The organism is Acinetobacter sp. ANC_7553 (genome assembly GCF_056779895.1).
This window is the reverse complement of sequence record NZ_JBWYIV010000019.1, coordinates 28,663-55,044: the sequence shown is the minus strand read 5'-3', so window position 1 is coordinate 55,044 and position 26,382 is coordinate 28,663. Positions and strand designations below refer to the sequence as shown.

The following is a 26,382-nucleotide window of genomic DNA, read 5'->3' as shown; positions in this document are numbered from 1 at the left end:
GTGTGGGGTTACCCATGTGAGAGTAAGTCATCGCCAGCTCATTATTCTAAACACCCCCTTCAATAGAAGGGGGTGTTTTTTTATGTGAAAAAAATCGAATTTGAAAATAATTAAACCCTTGTAATTAAATAAGAAGCTCCATTCAGTTAATTTATGCCAAAAGATTGATGATTCTTGCAATTAAAAAAACAACAATAAATGTCAGTATGCCTATGAGGATTTAAATAATTTCAGGGACATAGTTGATGCAATACAATCCGATCTATTACACAGATGAACACTTTGCATTTGCCGATGCAGTAAAAAAATTTGTAGAAAAAGAAATTATTCCCTATGTAAATGAGTGGGACGAAGCTGAAATTTTTCCACGAGAACTCTACAAAAAAGCTGCAGAAGTTGGATTGATGGCATCAGGTTTTGATGAAAAATACGGTGGTATCCCAGATACAGATGCATTCTATACTTTATTGGGATGTGTGGAGTTGGCAAAGGCGGCATCAGGTGGGTTAATCGCTTCCTTACTTTCACATATGATCGGTGCACCGCCAATCAATAGCTTTGCAAGTGAAGATGTTAAAGCAGAGGTTTTGCCACAAATCTTATCAGGTGAGAAGATTTCTGCTTTAGCAATTACAGAACCAGGCGGAGGTTCTGATGTTGCAGCACTTAAAACAAAAGCAGTAAAAGAAGGTGATTACTATATAGTCAGTGGTGAAAAAACATTTATTACTTCTGGTATTCGTGCTGATTACTATACTGTTGCCGTTCGAACTGATCCTGAAGGAAAGGGACCCAATGGTATCTCAATGCTACTGATTGATGCCCATACGCCAGGTATTACAAAAACGAAGTTAGATAAAATGGGATGGTGGGCGTCTGATACCGCTCATTTGCACTTCGATCAAGTTAAAGTGCCTGAAAAAAATTTGATTGGTCCTGAGAATATGGGCTTCTTTGTTATCATGAATAATTTCAATATGGAACGATTTTTCTTGGCTGCGAGTAGTTATGGTTATGCAAAAGTTTGTTATGAAGAAGCTTTAGATTGGGCTCAACAGCGACGTACTTTTGGTAAGCGTTTGGTTGATCACCAAGTGGTTCGTCATAAATTGGTAGATATGGCAACACGTTTACAAACGACTCGCGCTTTACTTGAAGATACGGCATATAAAATGGGTCGTCCTGAACTTCAGGGGAATGAAATGATTGCACAAATTTGTATGCTCAAAAACGTAGCAACGCAAACTATGCAATTCTGTGCTGATGCAGCCGTTCAAACACTAGGCGGCATGGGCTTTATGCGTGGCATGAAATCTGAACGTATATATCGCGAAGTTAAAGTGAATATGATAGGCGGTGGAGCTGAGGAAATTATGAAAGATTTGGCAAGCCGACAGCTGGGCTTCTAAAAGAAATAAAAAGGTGGCTAAAGCCACCTTTTTTAATTGATCAGATATAAAGTTAAGCATTCATTGCCATATCCCAGACGATATTGGTTAACTCATCAAGTGACATTTTCCCTTCTGGATTGTACCAAGTTACGGTCCAAGCGATTGACCCACCAATCAGTCTTCGCCAGATAAAAGGATCGTGCTTAATTTTGCCTTTGTCATGTAATACCTTGATGACACTCAGCCATATCTCTTCATAATCATTTCTTAATTTTAATAGTTTCTTCTGATTTTCCTCAGAAAGTGAAAACCATTCATAGACCAATACAGCCATAGCGGAACCTGTATCCCCAGAGATCGCATCGAGTTCAGCTTTAATCAGAGCCTTGAGTTGTTGCTCTGGATGGTCTGAAGTGGATATGGCACTTTCAAGGCAAGCGTGATTGTAAATGATGGTTTGTTCCATCACATGTGCCAAAATATCGTCTTTGGTTTTGAAATGATGAAATAAACTTCCAGATTGGATACCAATAAACTGAGCGAGTTCACGAACAGTGGTTTTGGCATAACCTTGTTTATGGAATAAATAAGCTGCCCCCAAAAGTAAACGACCACGTGGTGTATCGTCAAAGCAGGCTATTGGTTGAATTTGGTCAATAGAGGTCGCGATCATCTTGTTATTTTATCCTATTTTGTTTTCTAAACGCGTTGCTTCCATGCAAATTTTAGCGCAATAAGCAGATTTGCAAATAATAATAACATTTTGCACTTTACAAACCAAGCGCTTGCTTGGTAGATTAAGCTCAAATTCTAAACAGAATAATGAGATGGTTATGACAAATATTCAGGACGAACAAAAAATTGTAAAAATTGGCTGTGCTTCAGGTTTCTGGGGAGATACCAACACAGCTGCATTTCAATTGGTACACATGTCGGATATTAACTATTTAGTATTTGATTATCTTTCAGAAATCACCATGTCTATCATGGCAAAAGCCAAAATGAAAGATCCTTCTCATGGATATGCATTGGACTTTGTTAGTCGTGTTATGACACCGCTCATCAACAAAATTGCGGACAAGAAAATCAAAGTTGTAAGTAATGCTGGCGGTGTAAATCCATTGGCATGCCGTGATGCACTTCAAGAAGTGATCAAAAATGCTGGTTTGGATTTGAAAGTTGCGGTGGTACTTGGTGATGATTTAATGGATCAGCACGCTGAACTTCAAAAACAAAATATAAAAGAAATGTTTAATGGTGAGGATCTTCCTCCACATGTCGCAAGTAGTAATGCATATTTAGGTGCTGTAGCGATTCGTGATGCTTTAGATTTAGGTGCAGATATTGTAATTACAGGTCGTGTTGTGGATTCGGCTGTGGTGATTGGGCCTTTATTGCATGAATACAAATGGGATTTAGCAGATTACGATAAATTGGCACAAGCGGCACTTGCAGGTCATGTGATTGAGTGTGGTGCACAATGTACTGGCGGTAACTTCACAGATTGGCGTTTGGTTGAAGGCTTTGACAATATGGGCTTCCCAATTGTTGAAGTGAAAGCAGATTCATCATTTGTGGTGACTAAGCCAAATGGTACAGGTGGTTTAGTATCTCCGGGTACGGTAGGCGAACAAATTGTATATGAGATTGGTCATCCACAAGCTTATCTATTGCCTGATGTAACGGCTGATTTTAGCCAAGTCAAACTTGAGCAAGTGGGTGTGCATCGTGTACTTGTGACAGGTGCAAAAGGTACAGCGCCAACACAACACTACAAAGTAAGCACGACCTATCCTGATGGTAACCGTGTATTAGTCAGCTTCTTACTTGCAGGCCAAGATGCAGAAGAAAAAGCTTATGCCGTTTCTAATGCAATTTTAAATAAAGTTGAGCGTGTAATGGCGCTTCGTTCAATTCCACCATTTACTGAAAAATCTATTGAGATTTTAGGTACGGAAACAACTTATGGTGCAAACCGACGTGTGCAAAATCCACGTGAAGTTGTGGTGAAAATTGCCGTTAAACATATGTTTAAAGAAGCATGTATGTTCTTTGCTTCTGAAATTGCACAAGCTTCTACAGGTATGGCACCTGCATTAACAGGGATTGTGGGGGGGCGTCCAAAACCATCTCCAGTAATTAAATTATTCTCGTTCTTGGTAGAAAAATCGAAATTAAATATCGAGGTGGATATCAATGGCGAGCGTCATAAAGTTGATGTTCCGCATGGTGAAGCACCACAAGAAATCCCAACCATTCCAGCAGGTGAAGTGGCAACTTTAACAGGTAATGAAGTTGAAGTGCCTTTAGTACAAGTTGCACATGTACGTAGTGGTGATAAAGGTAACTACAGCAACATCGGTGTACTTGCACGTAAACCAGAATTTTTACCTTGGATTCGTGCATCTTTAACTGAAGCGAATGTTGCGGAATATATGAAGCATGTGTTTGAAGGTGGTAATGGTGGCGAAGTACGTCGCTATGAATTGCCGGGCTTAAATGCACTTAACTTCTTGTTAATTGATGCGCTTGGTGGTGGTGGTGTTGCAAGTTTACGTATTGACCCACAAGGTAAAGCCTTTGCACAGCAATTATTAGATATGCCAGTGAAAGTGCCTGCAGATTTACTGTAAGCATAAATTTGGGCATCGCCATGGTGCCCAATCTAAAACAATTTACATCAATTAAAAATGGAAATATGCGCAATGGGTTATCAATCAATTTTTAGAAATGATGCATTCGCTGGCAAAGTCGTGATTGTAACAGGTGGTGGCTCGGGCATTGGTCGTTGTACGGCGCATGAGCTTGCATCACTTGGTGCGCAAGTGGTGATTACAGGTCGTAAGATCGAAAAACTTGAAAAAGTGATTGCTGAAATCACTGAAGATGGTGGTCGTGCACATGGCATCGTGTGTGATAACCGCGAAGAAGAACAAGTTAAAAAAATGATTGCGGAAGTGATCGAAAAATTCGGTCGTATTGATGGTTTAGTGAATAACGCAGGTGGTCAGTTCCCATCAACATTAGAAAGTATTTCTGCCAATGGTTTTGATGCGGTCATCCGTAATAACTTACATTCGACCTTCTATCTTATGCGTGAAGCCTATAACCAGTGGATGGTAAAAAATGGTGGTGCCATCGTCAATATGGCAGCAGATATGTGGGGCGGTATGCCGGGTATGGGGCACTCAGGTGCAGCACGTTCAGGTGTTGATAACCTGACCAAAACGGCTGCGGTGGAATGGGGTAAATCAGGTGTGCGGGTAAACTGTGTGGCACCGGGTTGGATTATTTCATCAGGGATGGATACCTATTCAGGCCCTGTCGCAGAATTCATTATCCCAAACCTTTCAGGCAATGTGCCTTTACAACGTATGGGAACAGAATCGGAAGTGTCTTCAGCGATTGTGTATTTACTTTCTGAAGCGGCCAACTTTGTTTCAGGGATGACAGTACGTATCGATGGTGCGGCTTCACAAGGTACACGCGTATTCCCATTATCATCTGCAGAAAATAGTGAGTCTTATAACGGCTTCCACCGTGCATTTATTCCAGATGTACTAAAGAAAAAAGACGAAAAGAATTAATCGAGATTATAAGGAACAAGGAGGAAACGGAATGGCAGTGATTCAGTCCGAAGTTGCAGTAGGAAGCGAAGTATTTGAACAGAATAAAGCGAAATTGCTCGAGCAAATTGAAGAGATTCGAGCGATTCAAAAAAGTGCGCTAGATCGTTCTTATAAAGCTAAGCCTAAGTTTGATAAAAAAGGAAAGATTTTACCGCATGAGCGTGTACGTATGTTGCTCGATGCAGATTCTCCATTTGTAGAGTTGTGTGGTCTTGTGGGTTACAAGATGCATGATGATAAAGATGGTTCAGAAGCAGGTGGCGGGATCATTGCAGGGATTGGTTTTGTAAATGGTACACGTTGTATGGTGGCTGCCAATAACAGTGCGATCAAAGGCGGTACGATTGCCCCAATGGGTGTACACAAAAGCCTTCGTTTACACCAAATTGCGTTAGAGCAAAAATTACCAATCATTACTTTGGCAGAAAGTGGTGGTGCAAACTTAAACTACGCAGCAGAAGTATTTACTGCCGGTGGTACAACATTTGCCAACCAAGCACGTTTATCTGCAAAAGGAATTCCACAAGTTTCTGTAGTCCATGGTAACGCAACAGCAGGTGGTGCATACCAACCGGGTCTTTCTGATTATGTGATTACTGTACGTAAGCAAACTGAAATGTTGCTTGCAGGACCGCCATTGTTATTGGCAGCAACAGGGGAAGTGGCAACTGCTGAAGAATTGGGTGGTGCAGAAATGCATGCACAAGTGGCAGGTACAGCAGAATACTTAGCAGAAAATGATGCTGATGGTATCCGTATCGCACGTGAAATCTTTAAGCATTTAAACTGGAAAGAGCAAGTTAAGCTTGAAACACCAGAATATAAAGAGCCACGTTACTCGGCAGAAGAATTGCTTGGCATCATTCCTTCAGATCCAAAACAACCTTTGGATATGAAAGAAATCATTGCCCGTATTGTTGATGATTCTGATTTCTTCGAGTTCAAAAACGAATATGACTCACATACAGTGTGTGGTTGGTCAAAAGTCGGTGGTATGCACTTAGGCATCATTACTAATAATGGCCCAATTACGCCACAAGGTGCAGCAAAAGCAGCGCAGTTTATTCAATTATGTGAACAAACCAAACGCCCAATTTTATTCCTGCATAACACCACAGGTTTTATGGTGGGTACAGATGCAGAACAAAACGGCATCATTAAACATGGTTCTAAACTGATCCAAGCTGTTGCGAATTGTACAGTGCCGAAGATTTCGATCATTGCACATGGTTCATACGGTGCAGGTAACTATGCGATGTGTGGTCGTCCACTTGGCCCACAATTTATCTTCTCATGGCCGAACTCTCGTGTTGCGGTAATGGGTGGTGCGCAAGCTGGTAAAGTTCTTCGTATTGTTGCAGAAGCAAAACAGCGTGAATCTGGCATGGAGCCAAATGAGCAAATGTTAGATTTCTTAGAACAATCGACAGCAATGAAATTAGAGTCGCAATCGACTGCATTATTCAACACAGCGATGTTGCATGATGATGGCATTATCGACCCACGTGATACACGTAAATTGCTAATTTTCTTATTGCAAACGATTAATGAATCACAAGCACGTGAGTTGAATCCAACACGTTTTGGTGTGCCAAGATTCTAATAAATCCCTCTTGCGGAATATATTCCTCATCCCTGTGAAAAGTGAGGAATTCCCCCTCTTTTTAAAGTGGTGAGAAGCATGGCTTCGCAAGGGAGATTAAAGATTAAAAAATATTGAAATTTTAAGGAAGACAAAAATGAAATTTACTGAAGAACATGAAGCGCTACGCCGTACAACACGTCAATTTGTAGAAAACGAAATCAACCCATTTACAGCAGAATGGGAAAAAGCGGGTCGATTCCCAATTCATGAAGTATTCAAAAAAATGGGTGATTTGGGTTTATTAGGTATTTGTAAACCTGAAGAAAACGGTGGTTTGGCACTCGATTACTCTTATAACTTGGTGGTTGCAGAAGAGTTAGGTCGTATCAATGTTGGTGGTGTTGCACTTGCGATGGGTGTACAAACCGATATGGCAACGCCTGCGATTGCACGTTTTGGTTCTAAAGAGTTACGTGATGAGTTTTTAACGCCAGCAGTTGCAGGTGAAAAAGTTGCAGCGATTGCAGTATCTGAGGTTCAAGCAGGTTCTGACGTTGCAGCACTAAAAACCACAGCAACTAAAGATGGTGATGATTACATCATCAATGGTCACAAAATGTGGATTACAAACTCTCTACAAGCAGACTTCTTCTGTTTATTAGCGAATACCTCTGATGGTAAGCCACACTTTAACAAATCAATGATTGTGGTTCCTGCAAATACACCGGGTATTACATTCTCTGAGCCATTAGACAAGTTAGGTATGCGTTCAAGTACCACTGCACAGGTGTTCTTTGACAACGTACGTGTGCCACAGCGTAACTTAGTGGGTCAAGAAGGCATGGGCTTTATGATGCAAATGCTTCAGTTCCAAGAAGAGCGTATGTGGGGTGCTGCTAACGCCATGGGTGGTATGTTGCAATGTATCGAAAAAACAATTCAGTACACTAAAGAGCGTACGACATTTGGTCAGCCGTTAATTGACAACCAATATATCCATTTCCGTTTTGCTGAACTCATGACTGAAATTGAAGCGCTGAAAGCATTAACCTATCGTGCTTGCCAATTACATATCGAAGGCGAAAACGTAACGCAAATGGCGTCTATGGCAAAACTGAAAGCAGGTCGTTTAACACGTGAAGTTGCAGATAGCTGCTTACAATTCTGGGGTGGTAATGGCTTTATGGCAGACAACCCAGCAGCACAATTCTACCGTGATGGTCGTTTAGTTTCGATCGGTGGTGGTGCAGACGAAATCATGCTTGGCATTATCTGTAAGATGATGGACATCCTTCCTGGTAAGAAAAAATAAGCAGGAGATCTGATATGACATTATCAAGCTCAATTGCCAATTTAGAAGTTGATGGCAGCATCATCCTAGAGCAAGACGGTGGCATTTTAACCTTATGGTTAAACCATCCTGAAAGCCGTAATGCGATGAGTCTAAAGATGGTGCAATCGATGCAAGCGGTATTTGCTGCGATCAAAGATGATGTGTCTGTACGCGCTGTAATTTTGCGTGGTAAAGGCGGTCATTTCTGTGCAGGTGGAAACATCAAAGATATGGCGGGTATCCGTGCTAAAGCGATGGAAGTGGGAAACAACACACCATATACCGAATTTAACCGTACCTTTGGTGCGTTGATTGAGCAAGTCGATCAAGCACCACAAACGGTTGTGGCTGTACTTGAAGGTGCTGTACTCGGTGGTGGTTTCGGTTTGGCATGTGTCTCTGATGTTGCAATTGCGCATGCAGAAGCACAATTTGGCTTACCTGAAACTGGCTTAGGGATTTTACCTGCACAAATTGCACCGTTTGTGGTGACACGTGTTGGCTTAACTCAAGCACGTCGTTTAGCCTTATTAGGTATGCGCTTTAAGGGTCAAACCGCTTTAGAGGTGGGGATTGTGCATCAAGTGGTTGCAGATGAAGTTGAACTTGCATCAGCACTTGAAGAAACCATTACCCAAATTAAACGCTGTGCGCCATTGGCATCGCGTGCAACCAAAGCATTATTACATCGTACCACCAAAGAAGAATTGGGGCCGTTACTTGATGATGCAGCACGTCAATTTGCAGATGCCGTGGCAAGCGCAGAAGGCATGGAAGGCACAATGGCGTTTATTCAAAAACGCCAACCAAGCTGGGCAGAATAAACCACATTCCAACGCCTGTATGAATGTGAATTAAAAAGGATACGCTCCTCAAGATCAGAGGAGCCTAAAAAATTGGTGGAACTATGGCGTTTACAAAAGTATTAGTTGCAAACCGTGGTGAAATTGCTGCTCGTGTGATGCGTACAGCAAAAGCCTTAGGTTACGAAACCGTTGCTGTGTACTCAGATGCCGACAAAAATGCGCGTCACGTACAAGTCGCAGATGAAGCGGTTTATATCGGTCCTTCAAAAGTATCAGAATCTTATTTATCGATTCCAAATATTATCGAAGCATGTAAGAAAACTGGCGCAGATGCGGTGCATCCGGGTTATGGTTTCTTATCAGAAAATACTGATTTTGCTGCAGCATGTGCAGAAAATGGCATTATCTTTATCGGTCCACCTGCAGGTGCGATTGAGCTCATGGGTAGCAAGCGTTTGTCTAAAATCGCCATGATCGAAGCAGGCGTACCATGTGTACCGGGTTATGAAGGCGACCAACAAGACATCGACTTTTTAGCAGATCAAGCGAAAAAAGTAGGTTTCCCATTGATGGTGAAAGCATCAGCAGGTGGTGGTGGACGTGGTATGCGTCTTGTACATCAAGAAGCTGATTTGCTTGAAGCGTTAAAAACTGCCCGTTCTGAAGCAGAAAATGCGTTCGGTTCGGGTGAGCTGATTATCGAGAAAGCAGTGATTGCGCCTCGCCATGTAGAAATCCAAGTCTTTGGTGATACACATGGCAACTACGTGTATTTATTTGAACGTGATTGCTCGATTCAACGTCGTCACCAAAAAGTGGTTGAAGAAGCACCATGTCCAGTATTGACACAAGAAACACGTCAAGCCATGGGTGATGCCGCAGTTGCCGCAGCCAAAGCTTGTAACTATGTGGGTGCAGGTACGGTTGAATTCTTACTAGATCAATCAGGTGAGTTTTATTTCTTAGAAATGAACACACGTTTGCAAGTAGAGCATCCTGTAACAGAGATGATTACAGGTCTTGATCTTGTGGAATGGCAGCTTCGTGTGGCAAACGGTGAAACATTACCGCTCAAGCAAGAAGAATTGACTATGAATGGTCATGCCATTGAAGTGCGTTTATATGCAGAAGACCCACGCCAAGACTTCTTACCACAAACAGGCAAAGTATTGCGTTGGCAACCTTCGGATTTAGAAGGCGTACGTATCGATCACGGTATGATGCCAACTGATGAAGTTAGCCCATTCTACGATCCAATGGTGGCTAAAATCATCGTACATGGCAAAACACGTACCGATGCGATTCGTTTACTTGCACGTGCTGTAAATGATTCTGTACTGTTAGGTGTAAACAGTAATAAGGAGTTTTTAGTTAACTTATTACGTCATCCACTTGTGGTGGAGGGTGATGTGAACACTGGTTTTATTCAACAGCATTTCCAAAGTGATGTGAGTTTGAATAAACAGAGTCTAAATTTAGAAAGCTTAGCATTGATTGCAGCGTTGTTGATAAATGCATCTGCGCAAACAGATTGGAACACAGGAGTTTCTTCAGCATTACCACTGAAACTTCGATATGATGATCAAAAGTTAGATCTCATTGTGCATCGTGATGGTCTTTCAGTGAGTGTTGAAACCTGTGGTGAAAGCCAGTCGATTGAGGTTGTAGCGCAAAATACACAGCAATTGATTTATAGCATTAATGGAATTCGACGTCGAATCGACTATGTTCTTGATGGTAATTTTGTTTATTTAGATCGCGCGAATGGCAACGTCATGGTGGAAAATATTACCTATTTACCACCTGAGACTGCCGATGTGGCAGGGGATGGTAAAATTCGTGCCCCAATGGATGGTGCAATTATAAATGTCATTGCTCAACCTGGAGAGCGTGTAACTAAAGGGCAAACATTATTGATTCTTGAAGCGATGAAAATCCAACAGCAAATTAAGTCAGATGTCGACGGTGTTGTGGGTGAAATCGTAGGACAAGTTGGTCAGCAAGTGAAAAAACGTCAAATCTTGATGAATATTGAGGTTGATGCTGAATAAGCAATAAAAAAGCCATCTAACGATGGCTTTTTTTATGACCGGATTTATGCAAATACTGTTTGTACGGCACAGTAAAGCACCCAAAGAATTGCAATCGCAACTACAGGTTCTAAAACTTTTGCCCAAGTTGGTGTAGCCACTACTTCTGGCTCAGCAACATCGTGGTGATCATGTTGAACTTGATTGACCATGTCATGAAACTCCTTCATCGTTTGGTCTAATGATATCTCTTCTTGAATGACAGGTTGAGAACCAATCAACTCATTTAGGTTATTTGTTAGCCAAACCCAATCTTTTGCTTTACCAGAGAGATGTTCAACTTGACCCTGAAGTAATTCATTCATGCCTTGTAGTTGATAATGACCTGTTACATCAAGTTGTTTAAGTTCATTAAGCTGTAAGGTCAAAATCTCTGATGTCGCAGTTTCAAGTTCTTGATGAGACAGCGTAGACTGATTATGTTGAGATGTCGTCAAATGCCGTGCGACTTCTTGAATATAAAGTTGGTCAGCGGCATGAATTTCTTGGTATATTTTTTTTTCGTCTTTACGCCATAGGCTGATGAGTTTACCTAAAGCTAAGATATTTAATTCATTGAGATATTCATGCCGTTGTTCAGCTGGATACTGTTTCAACAGCTGAGGCTTTTGAATTTTGGTCTGCTCAACAAAATATTGTACTAAATCAAAAGCCATTCAACTCTCCTGTAAGTTTTTTCAATCCAAAATTCTTAAACTCGGTTTTTTCTTTGGTGCTTCATTTTCTTGATTTTGTTGCTGTTTAGATTCTATCGGATTTTCATCCGTTTGTGCATTGGCATATTCATCAGGATCAAAGAATAATCCTTGACCATTTTCTTTTGCATATAACCCGAGTACAGCATTGATTGGCACATAAATATCTTTGGAAACACCACCAAAACGTGCAGAAAAGGTAATCGCTTCATTGCTCATGTGTAGTTGATGCACAGCATGTGGCACGATATTTAAAACAATCTGACCGTCTTGAACGAACTGTGTAGGTACATCGGTATAAGGCTGTGTGGCATCTACCAGTAGATATGGGGTGAGATTGTTATCGCAAATCCATTCATAAATCGCACGTGCTAAATACGGGCGAGTTGGACTTAATTTGATTTCTTGATCAGACATGTGACTCACTCTTTTGCTTTTTTAAGCGGATTTTAATTCAGGACTATAACGATTTTTTTCCTGAACCGTCATGGACTTAATGAAGGCTGGACGACTGAAAACACGCTGGCAATATAAATAAAACGGGCGGCATTGTTGCTTTGGAAGCTCAATACCCATCGTTCTTAACCGTATAAAAATCGGTGCCAACATGCAATCTAAAATTGTAAATTGTTCAGACATGAAATAAGGATAGTGCTGAAACAAAGGTGTCAGCGAGATAAGCGTATCTTTTAACTTTTTTTGGGCTGCCTTTTGTGCGTCAACATCAAGTGTGTCTGGGTGGCGCAACATATCATCTGCAAGTTTTAACCAGTCATTTTCAAAACGCCATATATATTGGCGTTGTTCTGCACGTGGAGCAGGAGCATCTGCATATAACTTATTCTGACGATAGCGATCATCTAAATATTCAGAAATGATGGATGTATTGAAAAGTTTTAACTCATTTTCAATCATCATCGGGAGTCGATTGTATGGATTTAAACTCGCAAGATCCTCGTTGTCTTCGTCGATAATAAATAAATTGTGTTTAATTTGTTTTTCTGCCAGTAAGAAGCGAATCCAATGCGATCGAAAGTCATCTGCATGACTATAAATGGTGATGCCTTGTAATGGGGTGGTTTCGACTGACATATTCCAATCAAAGTATTAATGAATAGATAAGGATACTAAAAAAGCACGCTAAAATCATCGTTTAATGAGCGATGCATATTAAAACACTTGGATTTTATATTGATTCGTATTTATGTCTGGAACGTTTTTTATTAACTTCTATCCTTGCATTGTTGAAATTCAATCTTTAACTTTTTTATCCAAAGCGATGTAAAAAGCCGATCTTTAAATCGGCCTTGTGCACTAATGTATGATTCCACTCCACCATTGACGGACGTCGCGATTGTTAGTTAATGCACTTGTGTCGCCAGGTCTAAGTTTATAGCCACACTTGTAAACCACTGAGAATTTTTGACCTAAAGATCGATGTACCAGACTATTATTTTGTACAGGATATCCATCTGAGCATCCAACTAACTCTAATGCTTTATTTATGTTTTCATATGAAGACATTAATCTTTGTATAGGTCCATCACAAACATGCTTACCCGTATTGGATTGCCAGCACACGGCTAAAGCATCTATTGATTGTGAGTTATTTGCTTGTGCAATATTGGATGTACCGAATATTGTAGCGGCTACGGCGAATGATAAACATATTTCCCTATTTAACATTTTTATCCTCTTAATTTAAAAAACTGCATGAAAGTATTTTTTAATGAAGTTATAAAAGTTAACAATCCTCAAATTGGGATAGATGATTAAGCATATGTTTGTTTAAGTCAGTCAAAATAGAGCAATAAAAACTAGCGTCTTTTTATTGATATCAGAGTTTAATATTCATTTTAAAGTATCGTGTACGACTGATTTTCATGAGTAAGGGAAAATATAAAGATGAAAAAAAACCTTGGCATAAGCCAAGGTTTTTTTGTCCGAATTCGGAAAACGAATTAACGTTTAGAGAATTGTGGACGTTTACGAGCTTTACGTAAACCAAGTTTCTTACGTTCAACTTCACGAGCATCACGAGTAACGAAACCAGCTTGACGAAGAGCAGGTTTTAAAGTTTCGTCAGCAGCGATCAATGCACGAGTAATACCGTGACGGATTGCGCCAGCTTGACCACCGATACCACCACCAGCAACAGTGATGTAAAGGTCATATTTCTCAGTAGCATCTAAAAGCTCTAGTGGTTGACGTACAACCATACGAGCAGTTTCACGACCGAAGTATTGTTCTAAAGAACGGTTGTTAATAACGAGTTTACCAGTACCAGCAGATAGGAAAACACGTGCAGTTGCGGTCTTACGGCGACCTGTACCATAGTTAGTAGCCATGTGCTGTATCCCTTAGATGTCCAAAACTTGTGGCTGTTGAGCTGTGTGAGGATGCTCAGCACCAGCATACACTTTCATTTTCTTGATCATAGCATAACCAAGAGGACCTTTTGGCAACATGCCTTTTACAGCGCGTTGGAAGATTTCTTCTGGCTTGTGAGCAACTAATTTTTCAAAGTTAGTTTCACGGATACCACCAGGGAAACCAGTGTGGCGATAGTATTTCTTATCAAGTGACTTGTTACCAGTTACTTGAACTTGCTCAGCATTGATAATTACGATGTAATCACCAGTGTCAACGTGAGGAGTATAAGAAGTTTTGTGCTTACCGCGTAAACGACGTGCGATTTCAGTCGCAAGACGACCTAAAGTTTTGCCAGAAGCATCAACAACGTACCAGTCGTGTTGAACTTCAGCTGGCTTAGCGCTGAGAGTTTTCATTAACCACTACCTATTATAGTTGGTTTGGACGGTGGAATCTGTCCAAACAAAAAGGAGAGCGAATTCTAGCGGAAAAACACTAGAACCACAATCAAAATATTAAGATTTCGAGGGGCATATTCTATTTAATTTAGATTGAAAAGTATAGCGGTTTATTTAATCAATTTCTTTTAGAATGAGGAAATAATCATAATAATAGCTCGGAGTTTTGATGAGTTCACAAAATAATAATGATCGTTTCTCTCATTCTGTTCATCATTCAGATTTATCTTCACGCCATGATCAAATTAAAGTGAGTAAAGTGACGAAATTTTTGACCGGATTTTTATTTATTTTTCTCGGAATATATTTAGCGTTAGGCGTGGTGTTTGGCGCTATTTATGGAATCGATGTTTTGAGTGTCATTCTTATATATTCAATGTATGCACATTTTATGATTTTCCCTTGGTTTATTTATTCAATCGGTGGCTTTGGTTTCTTGTGCATTAAAGACTCAGCGTTTTATTCAGTGCGTTCAACGATTGGACGGATTCTTTTGTTAGGTTTGTTCCTCGTTATCGTGATTGTATGTGTATCCGAGATGGCTCATGCAATTGGTCTATTAGATGCAAGATTTCGTATGGATTGGCGCTAAAAGACTCAAAAGAACGATTAAAAAATCAGAGGGCTAAGATTTTACCATTTTGGGATTGTTGAACATCGCACATTCGATCTGTATTAAAATAATAAAAATCCTTGAATGATGATCGTTATGCTTCCTTTGTATGTCACCAGCGGTGAGCCTGCTGGAATTGGTCCTGATATCTGTTTAAGCCTTGCGCAACGTCTGGATGAGCGTCCACTCGTCGTGCTTGCTGATATACAAATGCTCAAGCAACGTGCAGAAATACTTCATCTTGAAGTTGAAGTGATTGAGTATCAAGGGCAACAAACATCGTCAAAAGTGGGTCAGCTTTATGTGGAACATATTCCTTTAAATGAAAGAGTAGTACTGGGTGAGTTAAATGCTCAAAATGCGAGTTATGTCTTAGAGCAACTCCGCCGTTCTGCAGATTATGCGATGTCAGGTAAAAGCGTTGGCGTGGCGACAGCACCTGTACAAAAGTCAGTGATTAATGAGGCAGGTATTCATTTCAGTGGTCACACTGAGTTTTACCAAGAGTTTGCTGGTGTGTTACGCGTGGTCATGATGCTGGCAACCAAAACCTTACGTGTTGCACTTGCAACCACGCACTTACCCCTTCGTGCGGTTGCGGATGCGATTACAGCTGAGCGCTTGCATCAGGTCATCGACATTCTGATTCATGATTTAAAATCAAAATTTAAAATCGAATCTCCCAAAATTTTGGTGTGCGGTTTAAATCCTCATGCAGGTGAAGATGGTTATTTAGGAGTGGAGGAGATCGAAGTGATTAATCCTGTACTTGAACGCTATCGTGCGCAAGGGATAGACATGAGTTTATGTCTGCCTGCAGATACCTTATTTACACCAGAAAATTTAAAAGATGCCGATGCAGTTTTAGCCATGTATCACGATCAGGGATTACCTGTGTTAAAATCGCAAGGATTTGGTGAAGCCATTAATATTACTTTGGGCTTGCCGTTTATTCGCACCTCTGTCGATCATGGCACAGCACTCTCCCTCGCAGGTACTGGACTTGCGAAAAGCTCGAGCTTACAGGTGGCTGTGGACTTAGCGCTCGATTTAGCGCGTCAGTGATCTTGTCTTAATTACACGTTGGAAATCTTTATGTATCAGATTAATGCCTTAAACCCGAAAGATGAAGGGCATCACACGCGTAAGCGTTTTGGTCAAAACTTCTTACATGACCAACGTGTCATTGCCAAAATTGTGCGTTCGGTGAACCCGCGTACTGGTGACAATATTGTTGAAATTGGTCCAGGTCTTGCTGCTTTAACATCGCCTTTAATTGGTGAATGTGATGCTTTGACTGTCATTGAATTAGACCGTGATTTAGCAGCTGGATTACCCGGTCGTGTACCGCATCCTGAACGTTTAACTATTGTGGAAACTGATGCCTTACGCTACGATTTCACTGAACTGTTTGATGGTCGTCCGTTGCGTGTTGTCGGTAACTTACCTTATAACATTTCTACACCTTTGTTATTTCATCTCTTAGAGTTTGGTGACAAAGTCAAAGACATGCACTTCATGTTGCAAAAAGAAGTGGTCGATCGTATTACGGCATCACCAAATACCAAAGAATATGGTCGTTTATCAGTCATGATTCAGTACTACTGTAAACCGACATTCTTGTTTGAAGTGCCACCTGGTTCGTTCAATCCACCACCCAAAGTAACTTCTGCGGTATTTCGCTTAGAGCCGTATGATGTAAAACCAATAGTGGCGAAGAATGAAAAAGCCTTGGCACGTTTAGTCTCCCATGTATTTACACAACGCCGTAAGACACTTCGCAACAGTTTAAAAGGCATGTTGCAAGAGGAAGGATTTGAAAAAGCTGGTGTTGATCCAATGGCGCGTCCAGAAACATTAACACTTGCTCAATTTGTTGCACTTGCAGATCAAATGGTAGATGCATAAATGGCTGGTGAAAACATTCGATATAATTACGTGATTGGTGATGTTCAGGGCTGTTTTGAAGCTTTGAAAATGTTACTCAAGGAAATCAAATTTGATCCTGATCAGGATTTTTTATGGTTTGCGGGTGATTTAGTCGCACGTGGTGAAAACTCGATTGGCGCTTTACGTTTTATCAAGAAACTGGTCGATCGAGGCGTTGCTGCGACAGTCTTGGGTAATCATGATCTGACCTTGTTAGCGGGCGCAAGGGGCATTAAAGAGATTAAAGAGAAAGACAATACTCGTGATGTGATTGATGCGATTGACAGTGATGATTTAATCGACTGGTTACGCAAACAACCCTTATGTTTATGTCCAAATGAAAATATTGTCATTACACATGCGGGTATTCCACATATTTGGACAGTAGAGCAAGTGAAACAGTTTGCTCAAGAGGTTGAAACGGTTATTGCGCATGATGATTTTGATGTTCTGGATGCATTTTTGAAAGAAATGTATGGTAAAGAACCTACATTATGGTCAGATGATTTAACAGGATATGAGCGCTTACGATGTATCGTGAATTATCTAACCCGTATGCGTTTGACTGATCCAGAGGGTCGACTTGAATTTAGTTTTAAAGATGCTTTAGATGAGCCGATGCCAGCTGGCTATCAGCCATGGTTTGAATATGAGTCAAAAGCTGCTCAAACTCATCAAGTCATTTTTGGACATTGGGCTGCCTTACAGGGCAAAACAATATCTGCGCATATTCAGAATGTTGACGGTGGTTGTGTCTGGGGCAATCAATTAATGGCGTATCGTCTTGAAGATCAGCAAATGTTTGCTGTAGATAATCCTATGTTTGCATAGAATCTACTTTTGGTCGTTTTCGTCTAATAAAAAAGCCACTCATCAGTGGCTTTTTTATTTTCAGTTGTGGGTATATCAAGAGGTCGCTTTTAAAAAGTGAATAAAAGTAGGGAGCCAAACGGCTGTAAACGTTGCATTTACCGCCATACCAAATGCAGCATAACGACCAGCTACACTGCCTCGTTGCCAAGCTTGAGCTGTCCCAATCGCATGGGCTGCTAAACCGAGTGCTAAGCCTGAGGCACGCTCATCATTAATATGACGTAGTATGAGTGGTGAAAAAGCTGCGCCAATCACGCCAGATAAAATAACGATTAAAATGGCTAAGCTAATTGGTGCATGGAGTAAGGTCGCAATATTAATTGCGATTGGTGTTGTCACTGCACGTGTAGCGAAAGCCATAATGGTCGAATCTGCCATATGCAGTAGATACGCTAAGCCCATAGGCAATGCGACAGCACTGACACTAGCAAACACTAATATTCCTAAAATGCCTTTTAGTGGTAAATCGTCATAACGCATCGCTGCAAGTGGGATCGCGAGAGCCACTGTGACGTATCCTAATAAATGATCAAAAATCGGATTGACATCTTTCATGTAGTGATCATAAGGAATACCAATAATCAGTAAGATGACGATCACAAAGAACATCCCGAATACAATTACAGGAATCTGTGGTACGACACGGTTACAGGGTTTTGAAATTAAATAGGCGAATAACGTAATAGCAAAGCCGATTAAAATTGCGAGCATATTTCTCTCCTATAACCAGCGTTTTGCCATTTTGGCGTAAACCCAAAGTGGAATAAGTGTACTTAACGTGAGTACGAGTAAAAAAAGAGGAATTTCTTTACCCATATGAACCAACATAACCAATGCCCCAGCACTAATTGGTAAAAATGCGAAAGCACTTTCTTTCATGATTTTATTATTTACATCGACAACTCTGGTTGGAAGAGTGCCAAATCTACGCCAAGCAAACAGTACAAGTAGTAAGGAAAGCAACCCGACAAGATTGCCCAGTTCGGGATGATTCAATTGAGTCATAAGCCAAACTGAACCTTCTCGGAAGCCAATAATAAGCACTATGGTGCCAATCCATGCTGGCCAATCTATCGTTTTCATCCACTGCATCATGATTATACTTTTAACATTATTTATCACGTTTTAACTGATTTATGATTTGATTTCAAACTCTTCTAAAGGTCTTTTAAATTGTTGCGCCTTATCACCAAGAATTTGATCAATTGGTAAATGTGCTTGTTTTATAAGTTGCTCTAATTTATGTGGCGCAATTTGAATATTTAAAATCAAATGACCTAGATCATCATAATGTTCAGACTGAATCACATTTAATTCATACAGTTGATTGCGTAATTTGCCATATTCAGGTCTGAGTGTGAGTTCAAATTGTTGTATTTGCCCCATTAAACACTCTTGAACGGCTTGTCGCAGTAAATCTAAACCTTGACTTGAGTGTGCTGAAACATAGACTCGATCAGGCAAATTGGGAGAAGCATAAATGATTTTAGGTTCTTCTCCCGTTTGATCAATTTTGTTGTATACGCGTAGTATTGGCACTTGAGCCCCAATTTCTTTTAGGACTTTTTCAACAGCATCAATTTGCTCAAGCTTTTCTGGACTATTTGAATCGATAACATGTAAAAGCAAAGTCGCCTCAAGTGTTTCTTCAAGGGTTGCTTTGAATGACTCTACTAACGAGTGTGCAAGATTGCGAACGAATCCCACTGTGTCAGCCAAGACCAATGTTCCAATGCCATCCCAATTTAATCTTCTTAAAGTTGGGTCAAGAGTTGCGAACAATTGATCTGCTGCATACACATCACTTTCAGCAAGAATATTAAATAGGGTGGATTTTCCTGCGTTGGTATAACCGACTAGAGACACTGTTGGAATAGACGCTTTTTGACGCGCTGCACGACCTTGAATTCGTGTTTGGCGGACTTTTTCAAGTTTGTCTTTGAGCTGGGTTATGCGGAGACGAAGTAAACGACGATCTGTTTCTAATTGTGTTTCACCTGGACCACGTAAACCAATACCACCTTTTTGGCCATCTAAGCCCATGCGACCACCCACTAAACGTGAAGCGAGATGGTCTAACTGAGCCAATTCAACTTGTAGTTTACCTTCATGTGTGCGTGCGCGTTGTGCAAAAATATCTAAGATAAGGCGAGTACGATCGATGACACGACATTGAATAACACGCTCGAGATTACGTTCTTGAGATGGTGTGAGGGAATGATCGAAAATGACAATATCAGCTTCTACCGCTGCAACAAATTCGGCGATTTCTTCAGCTTTACCCGAACCAATAAAAAATTTAGGGTCAGGTTTAATACGTTGAGCTTGTATATGTTCAAGAATCTCTGCACCAGCAGATTTGGCCAATAAACGAAATTCTTCTTGATCAAGATCTTCTAATATTTGGACATTAACACTCACCAAGACCGCACGTTCATTTGCTTGATTTTGTCCAGTAACTTCCACTCAGCTAATACTCCACATCAAAACTCTAGTGTAGAGGAAATTGAACAATTGAGGGAAATAGATTTAAATTAACCTAAAGCAGTTTTGAACATAAGTATAAACGCCAGCATAAATAAAAAGACGCCACCGACAATTGATGCCAATGAGAAGAGTGCCGACCAGATGGGAATGACTTGATTTGATGGTGATTGAGTTGTAGTTTGCATAATTTTTAAATCTATAAATTCGATTTAAAAATTATATTTTATTGGGTATTTGAATTGAAATTGAATTTTCAAATCTATGTATACGGTTTTTATAATCAATGCATCTCTGGTGAGCTCAGTATAGAATGGAGCTATAGTGGATAACGCCTGTTATTATTTAGTGAAATAATTTATGACAACATTAACGCCTAAAAAACTCAATTTATTTTCAAAAACAGCGCTATATAGCCAAAAAATCATCTCAGGTACTGCTGCTGTCACTGAAGGGTTTTATTTAATTTTTAGGCATCAAATGTATAAAAATCCGAATAATCCAAACAATACTCGCTATGTACAACATTTTTGCCGTCGCTTATGCAAAGTTTTTAATATCGATTTACAAGTGCATGGCAACATTCCTCGTGAACCCGCATTATGGGTGAGCAATCATATCTCTTGGTTAGATATTCCTGTATTAGGTTCGAGTGCGCGTGTATTTTTCTTAGCAAAAGCAGAAATTGAAAATTGGCCGATTTTTGGGAAACTTGCCAAGGGTGGTGGAACACTGTTCATTAAACGAGGTTCAGGAGATTCGGTCCGTATTAAAGAGCAAATCACAGAATTTTTGAAGCAAAATATCCCTGTCTTATTTTTTCCAGAAGCAACCACGACTGATGGAACTAAAGTCAAAAAAGTGCATGGAAGAATTTTAGCTGCAGCCATCGAGGCTCAAAAACCAGTGCAAGTTTGTTTAATCTGTTATGTCAATCAAGAGGGGGAGTTAGATCAGGTTGCTCCCTTCATTGGAAATATCGGATTTGCCGCGCATCTCAAAGCGGTATTGGAAATGCCTCAAGTCGTTGCACATTTAACAGCCTTGCCCACGATTGATGTTACTGGGCATACAGTAGAAAGCTTAACGAGAGAAGTGCAACTCAGAATGCAGGAAGGATTGGAAGCATTACATCAAAAAGTACTCAAAGCTTAATCATTAGAAGCAAAGCAGGGATCATGATGATCCCTGCTCTTACATGAATCCTTCGATTGGCAACCATGAGATAACTTTCAAGCTTGCTTTTTGCCACCATTTCATTTTTGGTTCTTTGGTATAGATTTTAATACCTTCAGGTGTCGCTTGTTTCCAATTAATATTATTTTGTGAATCTAGAACTAATTTATAGGCATATTTTTTTAGGTTCTGATCCATGGTTTTATGCACAGCTTGCGCTAGGGGTTGGCTGTTTAAAATGACGCCAATTTCAGTATTTAAATTGGCTGAACGTGGATCAAAATTAAATGATCCGATAAATACTTGCTTATCATCCAAAGCCATCATTTTTGCATGCAGGCTTGAGCGACTCAGCCCTTTAAGGCTCACTTTGGACTGCTTAGAAATTTCAATATTATTTTTATTTTGGAATTCTTCTGGCAAAGCAGGGAGGAACTCATATAACTCTACGCCGTTTTGCAGTAAATCCTGACGATATTTCGCATAAAATGCATGTACAAGCGCAACATCATTGGCTTTAAAAGAGTTGGTCAGTACGCGAACTTTAACGCCATCTTGTGCGATCGCACTTAAGCGTTGCTCACCCTTGCGTTCAGGAACGAAGTAAGCGGAAATGATATCGACACTTTTTTCTGGTTTCTCTAAGCGTTCAACCAGTTGAAAGTTGAGATGTTCCTCTTTCTTTGCTTTCGCTTTGATTTTTTCTGGTGAATCTTTGATAACTTCTGCTTTCACCCAATCCAGCTTAATTTCTTGATTGAGCCAACGATCAAAATCATGAGATTCACGAGTAATTTCAACATAACTACGTACAGCACCATCATCAAAGTGCTCTTGCAGTTGCTGTTTTAAACCTTCATAGCGCAATGTATATTGTTGATGATTGACAATATTTTTAACTGGATAGGCATATTCATGATTCCAGTACTCATCAAATGAGTGGGTAATATCACTTACTGCATGACCGACAAGCATGACATCGACATCTGAAAATTGATATCGGTCACTGACATTGTAGTATTGATTACTCATATTTCGGCCGCCAATCAGGGTAATTTGATTGTCAGCTGTAAACGTTTTGTTGTGCATCCGTCGATTGATACGTTTCAGATCCAAAATCATATCAACGGGTCTAAGGCGTCGGAATTTATAAGGATTGAATAACTTTACGTCAATGTTTTGATGTTGGTCCAACGCGAGATAAATACTTTCCATCGTCTTAGCGTTGTTGTCATCCATTAACAATCTGACTTTTACACCACGATCAGCAGCTTGAATGATTTTATAAAGAGCCAATGCACCTACACGGTCGTTATCCCAAATGTAATATTGAAGGTCGAGTGTTTTCTCAGCTTTCTCAATTAATTGAAAACGTGCAGCTATCGCTTCGATTGGATCATATAAAACATGAAAACCTGTTAATTCAGGATTCTTAATTTTCAAAGGTTCGACAATTTGCGCCAATGAAGTGTCATGAGTGTCGATGTCGTACGCATATTGAGGTGCAATAGCTTGTTGAGTAGGTAAAGTTGAGCATGCAGGTAAAGCAAGAACCAAACATGAACTCATGATGAAGCGCATTTTAAAAGATGTACTCTTTTGGCGATTCAATTGTTGAGATTGATTCTTTTTCATGTGATTTGCTTGCATAATCTATTCTTTGAACTCAGTGTGCTAAAGTATAAAGAGCACCATTTAAAAGATAAATGAACCACTCAGATTATTCGTCTGATTTAATGAAAGAGATTGAATATGTGGACAACAAATAACATCCTTGCTGCGTTCTATATTATTTTCTCGCTCTTCGCTATTTGGGGAGTCACGCAAGCATGGATGAGCCAATCTCGAACTGAAACCATACATCCATTTAAAGCCTTTGTTCATCTCTTGGCATTTTATCTTTCTTATTTACTTGTTCCGTTGTGGTTTTTTAGTATTTTTGCTACTTGGCAAGGTATATTTTCATTGCATGAAGGTGTGTTTATTTTCTTGTTGAGCAGTATATTGATTTATGCACGTTTCATTGAGCCACATCGTGTAGTAGTGAATAACCTGAGTTACAAGTTAAGTTCAACGCAACCCTTTAAACGTCCGATTAAAGTGGCATTAATTGCAGACCTACATATTGGATTGTTTTCTGGGCATGAAAGACAATTGAAAATTATCGTAAATAAGATTAATCAAGTTCAACCAGATTTAGTGGTTGTGGCAGGAGATTGGACCTACGAACCAGAAAATAAGCTGGCAGAAGAGCTCCGAGTATTGAGAGAAATCCAAGCGCCTGTCTATTCTGTGAATGGTAATCATGATGAGCAATATCCAGGTCCACCAATTCAGGCATTATTAAAAGATGCGCTAGCTTCAAATCAGGTGATGGATATTGAAGGTAAGATTGTTGAGTTTGATGAGTTTAGATTGATTGGTGTGGGGGATTTGTGGGCAGGTAAGGCCGACATGAGGGATATGCCTGATTTACCACAAGATAAGCCGTGGTTAATTCTGTCACATAATCCGGATACGGTGGATATGGTGCCAAAATTGCCAACTCATCCGTTGATGTTGTCAGGGCATACACATGGGGGACAAGTGGAGCTTCCGTGGTTGACAGATTACATCATGAAAAAAGTGTCTATCTTGGGTCATAAACGTGGTTTATATAAGCATGAACATGCCAATGTTTATGTGTCCGTAGGTACTGGCATGGTAGGTGTCCCATTCAGATTCAGAGTACCACCGATGATTGATATCATTGAACTCAGCTAATAAAAAAACCGGCTTAAGCCGGTTTTTTTAGATGAAAACATCAAATTTGATTATTCACATCATCATGTTTCGTTTCGCGAATCATCAGGAAAGCAATCAGTGAAAGGATTGATGCAGCCGTCAAATAATAGCCTACTGCAGACAAACCATATTCAGTTGCCAATTTCGTTGCAATCAAAGGTGCGAAAGATGCACCAAAAATACCAGCAAGGTTAAATGTTAACGCCGAACCAGTATAACGCACCGATGTCGGGAAGATTTCTGAAAGTACCGTACCGATTGGACCATAGGTTAAGCCCATAATCGCAAGACCAATACATAAGAATAAGAACACAATCAGTGTGCTTCCTGACTCCAACATGTCCGCAAAGAAAATACCAAAAATAGCAGAAATTACACACACCGCGATCGAAGTGGTTTTACGACCGAACTTTTCCGCAAAAATTGCAGAAAGGGGAATAAATGCTGCAAAACAAAGCGTTGCAACCAACTGAAGTTGTAGGAACTCTTCACGAGAGTAACCTAATTGTTTTGTACCCCATTGCAATGCAAATACAGTGGTTAAGTAAAAAACTACGAAAGTACAAATGGCTGCAATCGTTCCGAGTACAAGCATTTTTGAATGCTTTTTAAAAACTTGTACAAAAGGGACATTCACTTCTTTTTGTTTATCAAGCACGTTTTGGAATGCTGGCGTTTCATGCAACTTTAAGCGAATCCACAAGCCTACAATCACCAATAAGGCACTTGAAATAAATGGAATACGCCATCCCCATGACATGAATGCTTCTTCACTCATGAATGCCCCAAGCGTAAGGAAAGAGCCTGTGGCAAGGATGAAGCCGATAGGTGCACCAAGTTGAGGGAACATACCGTACCAAGCACGTTTGCCTTCTGGCGCATTTTCAGTTGCGAGTAGAACTGCACCTGACCATTCGCCACCTAAACCTAAGCCCTGACCTAATCGGCACAAAGCTAAAAGTAAGGGTGCCACAATGCCAATTTGCGCATAGGTTGGAAGTAAACCAATCGCAACGGTAGAAAGTCCCATGGTTAGCAAGGCTGCCACTAAGGTTGCTTTACGACCGATTCGATCTCCCAAATGACCGAATAGTGCGGCGCCGATAGGACGTGCGATGAATGCGATTGCAAAAGTTGCTAATGATTGAATCGTTGCTGTCATAGGATCTGTACTTGTTGGAAAGAACAAGTAGGGGAAAATAATGACTGCAGCTGTTGCGTAAATATAAAAATCGAAGAACTCGATGGTTGTACCAACGAGACTTGCAGTTAATACCCGAGTTTTAGAGTTTGCGGGTTGAGCTTGTTGTGATGCTGTATTAGACGCCATGAGAGACCTTACACTTACTAAAAATAAAAAACTTAGATTTAATAGCGTAATCTTTTTAAAAAAGGCGTAATTTCTTAAAAAAATACGAAATACCAACTCGCTCTACGGTGTTAGGGTTGCTAGACGATGTAGTTAAAGTGGTTATAGCACGTAAAGATAAATAGACAAGAAATGTGATCCTGCACCTATCAATACAAAAATATGCCAGATAGCGTGAGTGTATCTTACCTTTTTTAAAGCATAAAACAATGCGCCTATGGTGTAAGCAAGGCCACCAATTATAAGTAAGCTTAAACTTTGATCAGATAAATATGTACGCATATCATCGATCACAAGTAATGCTAACCATCCCATTGCAAGATAGGCAAAAAGCGATATTTTTTGAAAATGGTGAATAAATACCAATTTAAATAAAGTGCCAATCGCCGCAATTACCCAAAGTGCAATTAATAAATAGTGAGCTTTTTGCGTTGGTAAAGCTATAGATAGAAAAGGCGTGTATGTTCCTGCGATGAGATAATAAATAGCCGTGTGGTCCAATTTTTTAAACCAACCCCGACGCTCAGGTGTTTCCGCAAAATGATAAAGACTAGACGCCGTAAAGAGTAGAACTAAACTAAGTCCATAGACCCAAAGCCCGATCCATTGTGCCATAGGATAAGCAGCACCTTTTATAATCAATAAAATGGCACCGATGACGGCCAAGACAGCACCAATGGCATGACTGATGAAATTAATTTTTTCTTCTAATGGATCATACGAAGCAGGAGATGCTTTCATTGTTCACTTACACATTTAATTATACATCTGTATCGTAATTGAATTTTGCTTTT

Annotated in this window: 25 protein-coding genes; 13 read left to right on the top strand and 12 right to left on the bottom strand. The window is 40.2% G+C overall.

Annotated features, from left to right (window positions below; genetic code table 11):
• Positions 1 to 245 precede the first annotated feature (245 nt).
• Positions 246 to 1,409: an acyl-CoA dehydrogenase family protein gene (locus AC1M9I_RS13600; protein WP_481595111.1), complete on the top strand. Its 1,164-nt coding sequence runs from the start codon at positions 246 to 248 to the stop codon at positions 1,407 to 1,409.
• A gap of 52 nt (positions 1,410 to 1,461) precedes the next feature.
• Here AC1M9I_RS13600 and AC1M9I_RS13595 read toward each other — a convergent pair whose 3' ends face one another.
• Complete coding sequence (locus tag AC1M9I_RS13595; protein ID WP_481593999.1) at positions 1,462 to 2,064, bottom strand: TetR/AcrR family transcriptional regulator; 603 nt, start codon at positions 2,062 to 2,064, stop codon at positions 1,462 to 1,464.
• A gap of 154 nt (positions 2,065 to 2,218) precedes the next feature.
• On the opposite strand from AC1M9I_RS13595, the gene AC1M9I_RS13590 reads away from it, so the two are divergent.
• The 6 genes from AC1M9I_RS13590 (at position 2,219) to AC1M9I_RS13565 (ending at position 10,795) form a co-directional block, all read left to right on the top strand.
• A complete protein-coding gene (locus AC1M9I_RS13590) occupies positions 2,219 to 4,024 on the top strand; it encodes an acyclic terpene utilization AtuA family protein (RefSeq protein ID WP_481595110.1) in 1,806 nt (601 codons plus the stop codon).
• Between the two features lie 72 nt (positions 4,025 to 4,096).
• Positions 4,097 to 4,978, top strand: a complete 882-nt coding sequence (locus AC1M9I_RS13585) for an SDR family oxidoreductase (protein ID WP_481595109.1) — start codon at positions 4,097 to 4,099, stop codon at positions 4,976 to 4,978.
• Between the two features lie 31 nt (positions 4,979 to 5,009).
• Complete coding sequence (locus AC1M9I_RS13580) at positions 5,010 to 6,623, top strand: acyl-CoA carboxylase subunit beta (RefSeq protein WP_092768482.1); 1,614 nt, start codon at positions 5,010 to 5,012, stop codon at positions 6,621 to 6,623.
• A gap of 136 nt (positions 6,624 to 6,759) precedes the next feature.
• Positions 6,760 to 7,917, top strand: coding sequence for an acyl-CoA dehydrogenase family protein (locus AC1M9I_RS13575; protein ID WP_481592318.1), 1,158 nt, complete (start codon positions 6,760 to 6,762; stop codon positions 7,915 to 7,917).
• Between the two features lie 14 nt (positions 7,918 to 7,931).
• Entirely contained in the window at positions 7,932 to 8,762 is an 831-nt protein-coding gene (locus tag AC1M9I_RS13570; protein ID WP_481595108.1) for an enoyl-CoA hydratase/isomerase family protein, read from the top strand.
• Between the two features lie 83 nt (positions 8,763 to 8,845).
• The gene (locus AC1M9I_RS13565; protein ID WP_481595107.1) at positions 8,846 to 10,795 is read left to right on the top strand and encodes an acetyl/propionyl/methylcrotonyl-CoA carboxylase subunit alpha; all 1,950 of its coding nucleotides are present in this window, start codon (positions 8,846 to 8,848) and stop codon (positions 10,793 to 10,795) included.
• A 44-nt stretch (positions 10,796 to 10,839) separates the two neighbouring features.
• On the opposite strand, the gene AC1M9I_RS13560 is transcribed toward AC1M9I_RS13565, so the two are convergent.
• The 5 genes from AC1M9I_RS13560 to rplM form a co-directional block, all read right to left on the bottom strand.
• Positions 10,840 to 11,490: a hypothetical protein gene (locus AC1M9I_RS13560; protein WP_035269490.1), complete on the bottom strand. Its 651-nt coding sequence runs from the start codon at positions 11,488 to 11,490 to the stop codon at positions 10,840 to 10,842.
• 21 nt (positions 11,491 to 11,511) lie between these two features.
• Positions 11,512 to 11,946 (bottom strand): ClpXP protease specificity-enhancing factor, encoded by a 435-nt coding sequence (locus AC1M9I_RS13555; protein ID WP_035269488.1) that lies wholly within the window; start codon positions 11,944 to 11,946, stop codon positions 11,512 to 11,514.
• A 21-nt stretch (positions 11,947 to 11,967) separates the two neighbouring features.
• Positions 11,968 to 12,621, bottom strand: a complete 654-nt coding sequence (locus AC1M9I_RS13550) for a glutathione S-transferase N-terminal domain-containing protein (protein WP_481595106.1) — start codon at positions 12,619 to 12,621, stop codon at positions 11,968 to 11,970.
• A gap of 869 nt (positions 12,622 to 13,490) precedes the next feature.
• On the bottom strand, positions 13,491 to 13,877 hold the full coding sequence (rpsI, locus tag AC1M9I_RS13545) for a 30S ribosomal protein S9 (RefSeq protein WP_035270019.1): 387 nt from the start codon (positions 13,875 to 13,877) through the stop codon (positions 13,491 to 13,493).
• A 12-nt stretch (positions 13,878 to 13,889) separates the two neighbouring features.
• Positions 13,890 to 14,318 (bottom strand): 50S ribosomal protein L13, encoded by a 429-nt coding sequence (rplM, locus tag AC1M9I_RS13540; protein ID WP_035270016.1) that lies wholly within the window; start codon positions 14,316 to 14,318, stop codon positions 13,890 to 13,892.
• Positions 14,319 to 14,529: 211 nt separating this feature from the next.
• On the opposite strand from rplM, the gene AC1M9I_RS13535 reads away from it, so the two are divergent.
• The 4 genes from AC1M9I_RS13535 (at position 14,530) to AC1M9I_RS13520 (ending at position 17,733) form a co-directional block, all read left to right on the top strand.
• Positions 14,530 to 14,952, top strand: coding sequence for a hypothetical protein (locus AC1M9I_RS13535; protein WP_035270015.1), 423 nt, complete (start codon positions 14,530 to 14,532; stop codon positions 14,950 to 14,952).
• Positions 14,953 to 15,057: 105 nt separating this feature from the next.
• The gene (pdxA, locus tag AC1M9I_RS13530; RefSeq protein ID WP_228133293.1) at positions 15,058 to 16,038 is read left to right on the top strand and encodes a 4-hydroxythreonine-4-phosphate dehydrogenase PdxA; all 981 of its coding nucleotides are present in this window, start codon (positions 15,058 to 15,060) and stop codon (positions 16,036 to 16,038) included.
• A gap of 30 nt (positions 16,039 to 16,068) precedes the next feature.
• Positions 16,069 to 16,881: a 16S rRNA (adenine(1518)-N(6)/adenine(1519)-N(6))-dimethyltransferase RsmA gene (gene rsmA / locus AC1M9I_RS13525; RefSeq protein WP_035270009.1), complete on the top strand. Its 813-nt coding sequence runs from the start codon at positions 16,069 to 16,071 to the stop codon at positions 16,879 to 16,881.
• Complete coding sequence (locus AC1M9I_RS13520) at positions 16,882 to 17,733, top strand: symmetrical bis(5'-nucleosyl)-tetraphosphatase (RefSeq protein ID WP_092768500.1); 852 nt, start codon at positions 16,882 to 16,884, stop codon at positions 17,731 to 17,733. It abuts the gene before it with no gap.
• Between the two features lie 75 nt (positions 17,734 to 17,808).
• On the opposite strand, the gene AC1M9I_RS13515 is transcribed toward AC1M9I_RS13520, so the two are convergent.
• From AC1M9I_RS13515 to hflX, 3 genes are read right to left on the bottom strand one after another with little or no spacing between them, the layout of a single operon-like run.
• A complete protein-coding gene (locus AC1M9I_RS13515; protein WP_035270007.1) occupies positions 17,809 to 18,486 on the bottom strand; it encodes an LrgB family protein in 678 nt (225 codons plus the stop codon).
• Positions 18,487 to 18,495: 9 nt separating this feature from the next.
• On the bottom strand, positions 18,496 to 18,867 hold the full coding sequence (locus AC1M9I_RS13510) for a hypothetical protein (RefSeq protein ID WP_092768555.1): 372 nt from the start codon (positions 18,865 to 18,867) through the stop codon (positions 18,496 to 18,498).
• A 42-nt stretch (positions 18,868 to 18,909) separates the two neighbouring features.
• On the bottom strand, positions 18,910 to 20,241 hold the full coding sequence (gene hflX / locus AC1M9I_RS13505; protein WP_092768502.1) for a ribosome rescue GTPase HflX: 1,332 nt from the start codon (positions 20,239 to 20,241) through the stop codon (positions 18,910 to 18,912).
• Between the two features lie 378 nt (positions 20,242 to 20,619).
• On the opposite strand from hflX, the gene AC1M9I_RS13500 reads away from it, so the two are divergent.
• Complete coding sequence (locus AC1M9I_RS13500) at positions 20,620 to 21,414, top strand: lysophospholipid acyltransferase family protein (RefSeq protein ID WP_481595104.1); 795 nt, start codon at positions 20,620 to 20,622, stop codon at positions 21,412 to 21,414.
• A gap of 39 nt (positions 21,415 to 21,453) precedes the next feature.
• Here AC1M9I_RS13500 and AC1M9I_RS13495 read toward each other — a convergent pair whose 3' ends face one another.
• Complete coding sequence (locus AC1M9I_RS13495; RefSeq protein ID WP_481595114.1) at positions 21,454 to 23,088, bottom strand: phospholipase D family protein; 1,635 nt, start codon at positions 23,086 to 23,088, stop codon at positions 21,454 to 21,456.
• Between the two features lie 99 nt (positions 23,089 to 23,187).
• Between AC1M9I_RS13495 and AC1M9I_RS13490 the strand changes: the two genes are divergently transcribed.
• Positions 23,188 to 24,198 carry a metallophosphoesterase gene (locus AC1M9I_RS13490; protein WP_481594009.1) on the top strand — a complete coding sequence of 337 codons (1,011 nt, stop codon included), beginning with the start codon at positions 23,188 to 23,190 and terminating at the stop codon, positions 24,196 to 24,198.
• A 40-nt stretch (positions 24,199 to 24,238) separates the two neighbouring features.
• Here the strand turns inward: AC1M9I_RS13490 and AC1M9I_RS13485 are convergent, their stop codons facing one another.
• Positions 24,239 to 25,549 carry an MFS transporter gene (locus AC1M9I_RS13485; protein ID WP_035267948.1) on the bottom strand — a complete coding sequence of 437 codons (1,311 nt, stop codon included), beginning with the start codon at positions 25,547 to 25,549 and terminating at the stop codon, positions 24,239 to 24,241.
• Between the two features lie 141 nt (positions 25,550 to 25,690).
• Complete coding sequence (trhA, locus tag AC1M9I_RS13480; protein WP_481611152.1) at positions 25,691 to 26,329, bottom strand: PAQR family membrane homeostasis protein TrhA; 639 nt, start codon at positions 26,327 to 26,329, stop codon at positions 25,691 to 25,693.
• Positions 26,330 to 26,382 lie beyond the last annotated feature (53 nt).

What these genes read in the sequence shown, in the direction of transcription:
- AC1M9I_RS13555 (WP_035269488.1), bottom strand. Translation starts at nt 11,946, where the DNA reads ATGTCTGATCAAGAAATCAAATTAAGTCCAACTCGCCCGTATTTAGCA.
- AC1M9I_RS13600 (WP_481595111.1), top strand. Translation starts at nt 246, where the DNA reads ATGCAATACAATCCGATCTATTACACAGATGAACACTTTGCATTTGCC.
- pdxA (WP_228133293.1), top strand. Translation starts at nt 15,058, where the DNA reads ATGATGATCGTTATGCTTCCTTTGTATGTCACCAGCGGTGAGCCTGCT.
- AC1M9I_RS13520 (WP_092768500.1), top strand. Translation starts at nt 16,882, where the DNA reads ATGGCTGGTGAAAACATTCGATATAATTACGTGATTGGTGATGTTCAG.
- AC1M9I_RS13535 (WP_035270015.1), top strand. Translation starts at nt 14,530, where the DNA reads ATGAGTTCACAAAATAATAATGATCGTTTCTCTCATTCTGTTCATCAT.
- AC1M9I_RS13580 (WP_092768482.1), top strand. Translation starts at nt 5,010, where the DNA reads ATGGCAGTGATTCAGTCCGAAGTTGCAGTAGGAAGCGAAGTATTTGAA.
- AC1M9I_RS13560 (WP_035269490.1), bottom strand. Translation starts at nt 11,490, where the DNA reads ATGGCTTTTGATTTAGTACAATATTTTGTTGAGCAGACCAAAATTCAA.
- AC1M9I_RS13590 (WP_481595110.1), top strand. Translation starts at nt 2,219, where the DNA reads ATGGTTATGACAAATATTCAGGACGAACAAAAAATTGTAAAAATTGGC.
- AC1M9I_RS13550 (WP_481595106.1), bottom strand. Translation starts at nt 12,621, where the DNA reads ATGTCAGTCGAAACCACCCCATTACAAGGCATCACCATTTATAGTCAT.
- AC1M9I_RS13515 (WP_035270007.1), bottom strand. Translation starts at nt 18,486, where the DNA reads ATGCTCGCAATTTTAATCGGCTTTGCTATTACGTTATTCGCCTATTTA.
- rplM (WP_035270016.1), bottom strand. Translation starts at nt 14,318, where the DNA reads ATGAAAACTCTCAGCGCTAAGCCAGCTGAAGTTCAACACGACTGGTAC.
- AC1M9I_RS13485 (WP_035267948.1), bottom strand. Translation starts at nt 25,549, where the DNA reads ATGGCGTCTAATACAGCATCACAACAAGCTCAACCCGCAAACTCTAAA.
- AC1M9I_RS13490 (WP_481594009.1), top strand. Translation starts at nt 23,188, where the DNA reads ATGTGGACAACAAATAACATCCTTGCTGCGTTCTATATTATTTTCTCG.
- rsmA (WP_035270009.1), top strand. Translation starts at nt 16,069, where the DNA reads ATGTATCAGATTAATGCCTTAAACCCGAAAGATGAAGGGCATCACACG.
- AC1M9I_RS13575 (WP_481592318.1), top strand. Translation starts at nt 6,760, where the DNA reads ATGAAATTTACTGAAGAACATGAAGCGCTACGCCGTACAACACGTCAA.
- trhA (WP_481611152.1), bottom strand. Translation starts at nt 26,329, where the DNA reads ATGAAAGCATCTCCTGCTTCGTATGATCCATTAGAAGAAAAAATTAAT.
- AC1M9I_RS13585 (WP_481595109.1), top strand. Translation starts at nt 4,097, where the DNA reads ATGGGTTATCAATCAATTTTTAGAAATGATGCATTCGCTGGCAAAGTC.
- AC1M9I_RS13565 (WP_481595107.1), top strand. Translation starts at nt 8,846, where the DNA reads ATGGCGTTTACAAAAGTATTAGTTGCAAACCGTGGTGAAATTGCTGCT.
- rpsI (WP_035270019.1), bottom strand. Translation starts at nt 13,877, where the DNA reads ATGGCTACTAACTATGGTACAGGTCGCCGTAAGACCGCAACTGCACGT.
- AC1M9I_RS13500 (WP_481595104.1), top strand. Translation starts at nt 20,620, where the DNA reads ATGACAACATTAACGCCTAAAAAACTCAATTTATTTTCAAAAACAGCG.
- AC1M9I_RS13510 (WP_092768555.1), bottom strand. Translation starts at nt 18,867, where the DNA reads ATGCAGTGGATGAAAACGATAGATTGGCCAGCATGGATTGGCACCATA.
- AC1M9I_RS13570 (WP_481595108.1), top strand. Translation starts at nt 7,932, where the DNA reads ATGACATTATCAAGCTCAATTGCCAATTTAGAAGTTGATGGCAGCATC.
- AC1M9I_RS13595 (WP_481593999.1), bottom strand. Translation starts at nt 2,064, where the DNA reads ATGATCGCGACCTCTATTGACCAAATTCAACCAATAGCCTGCTTTGAC.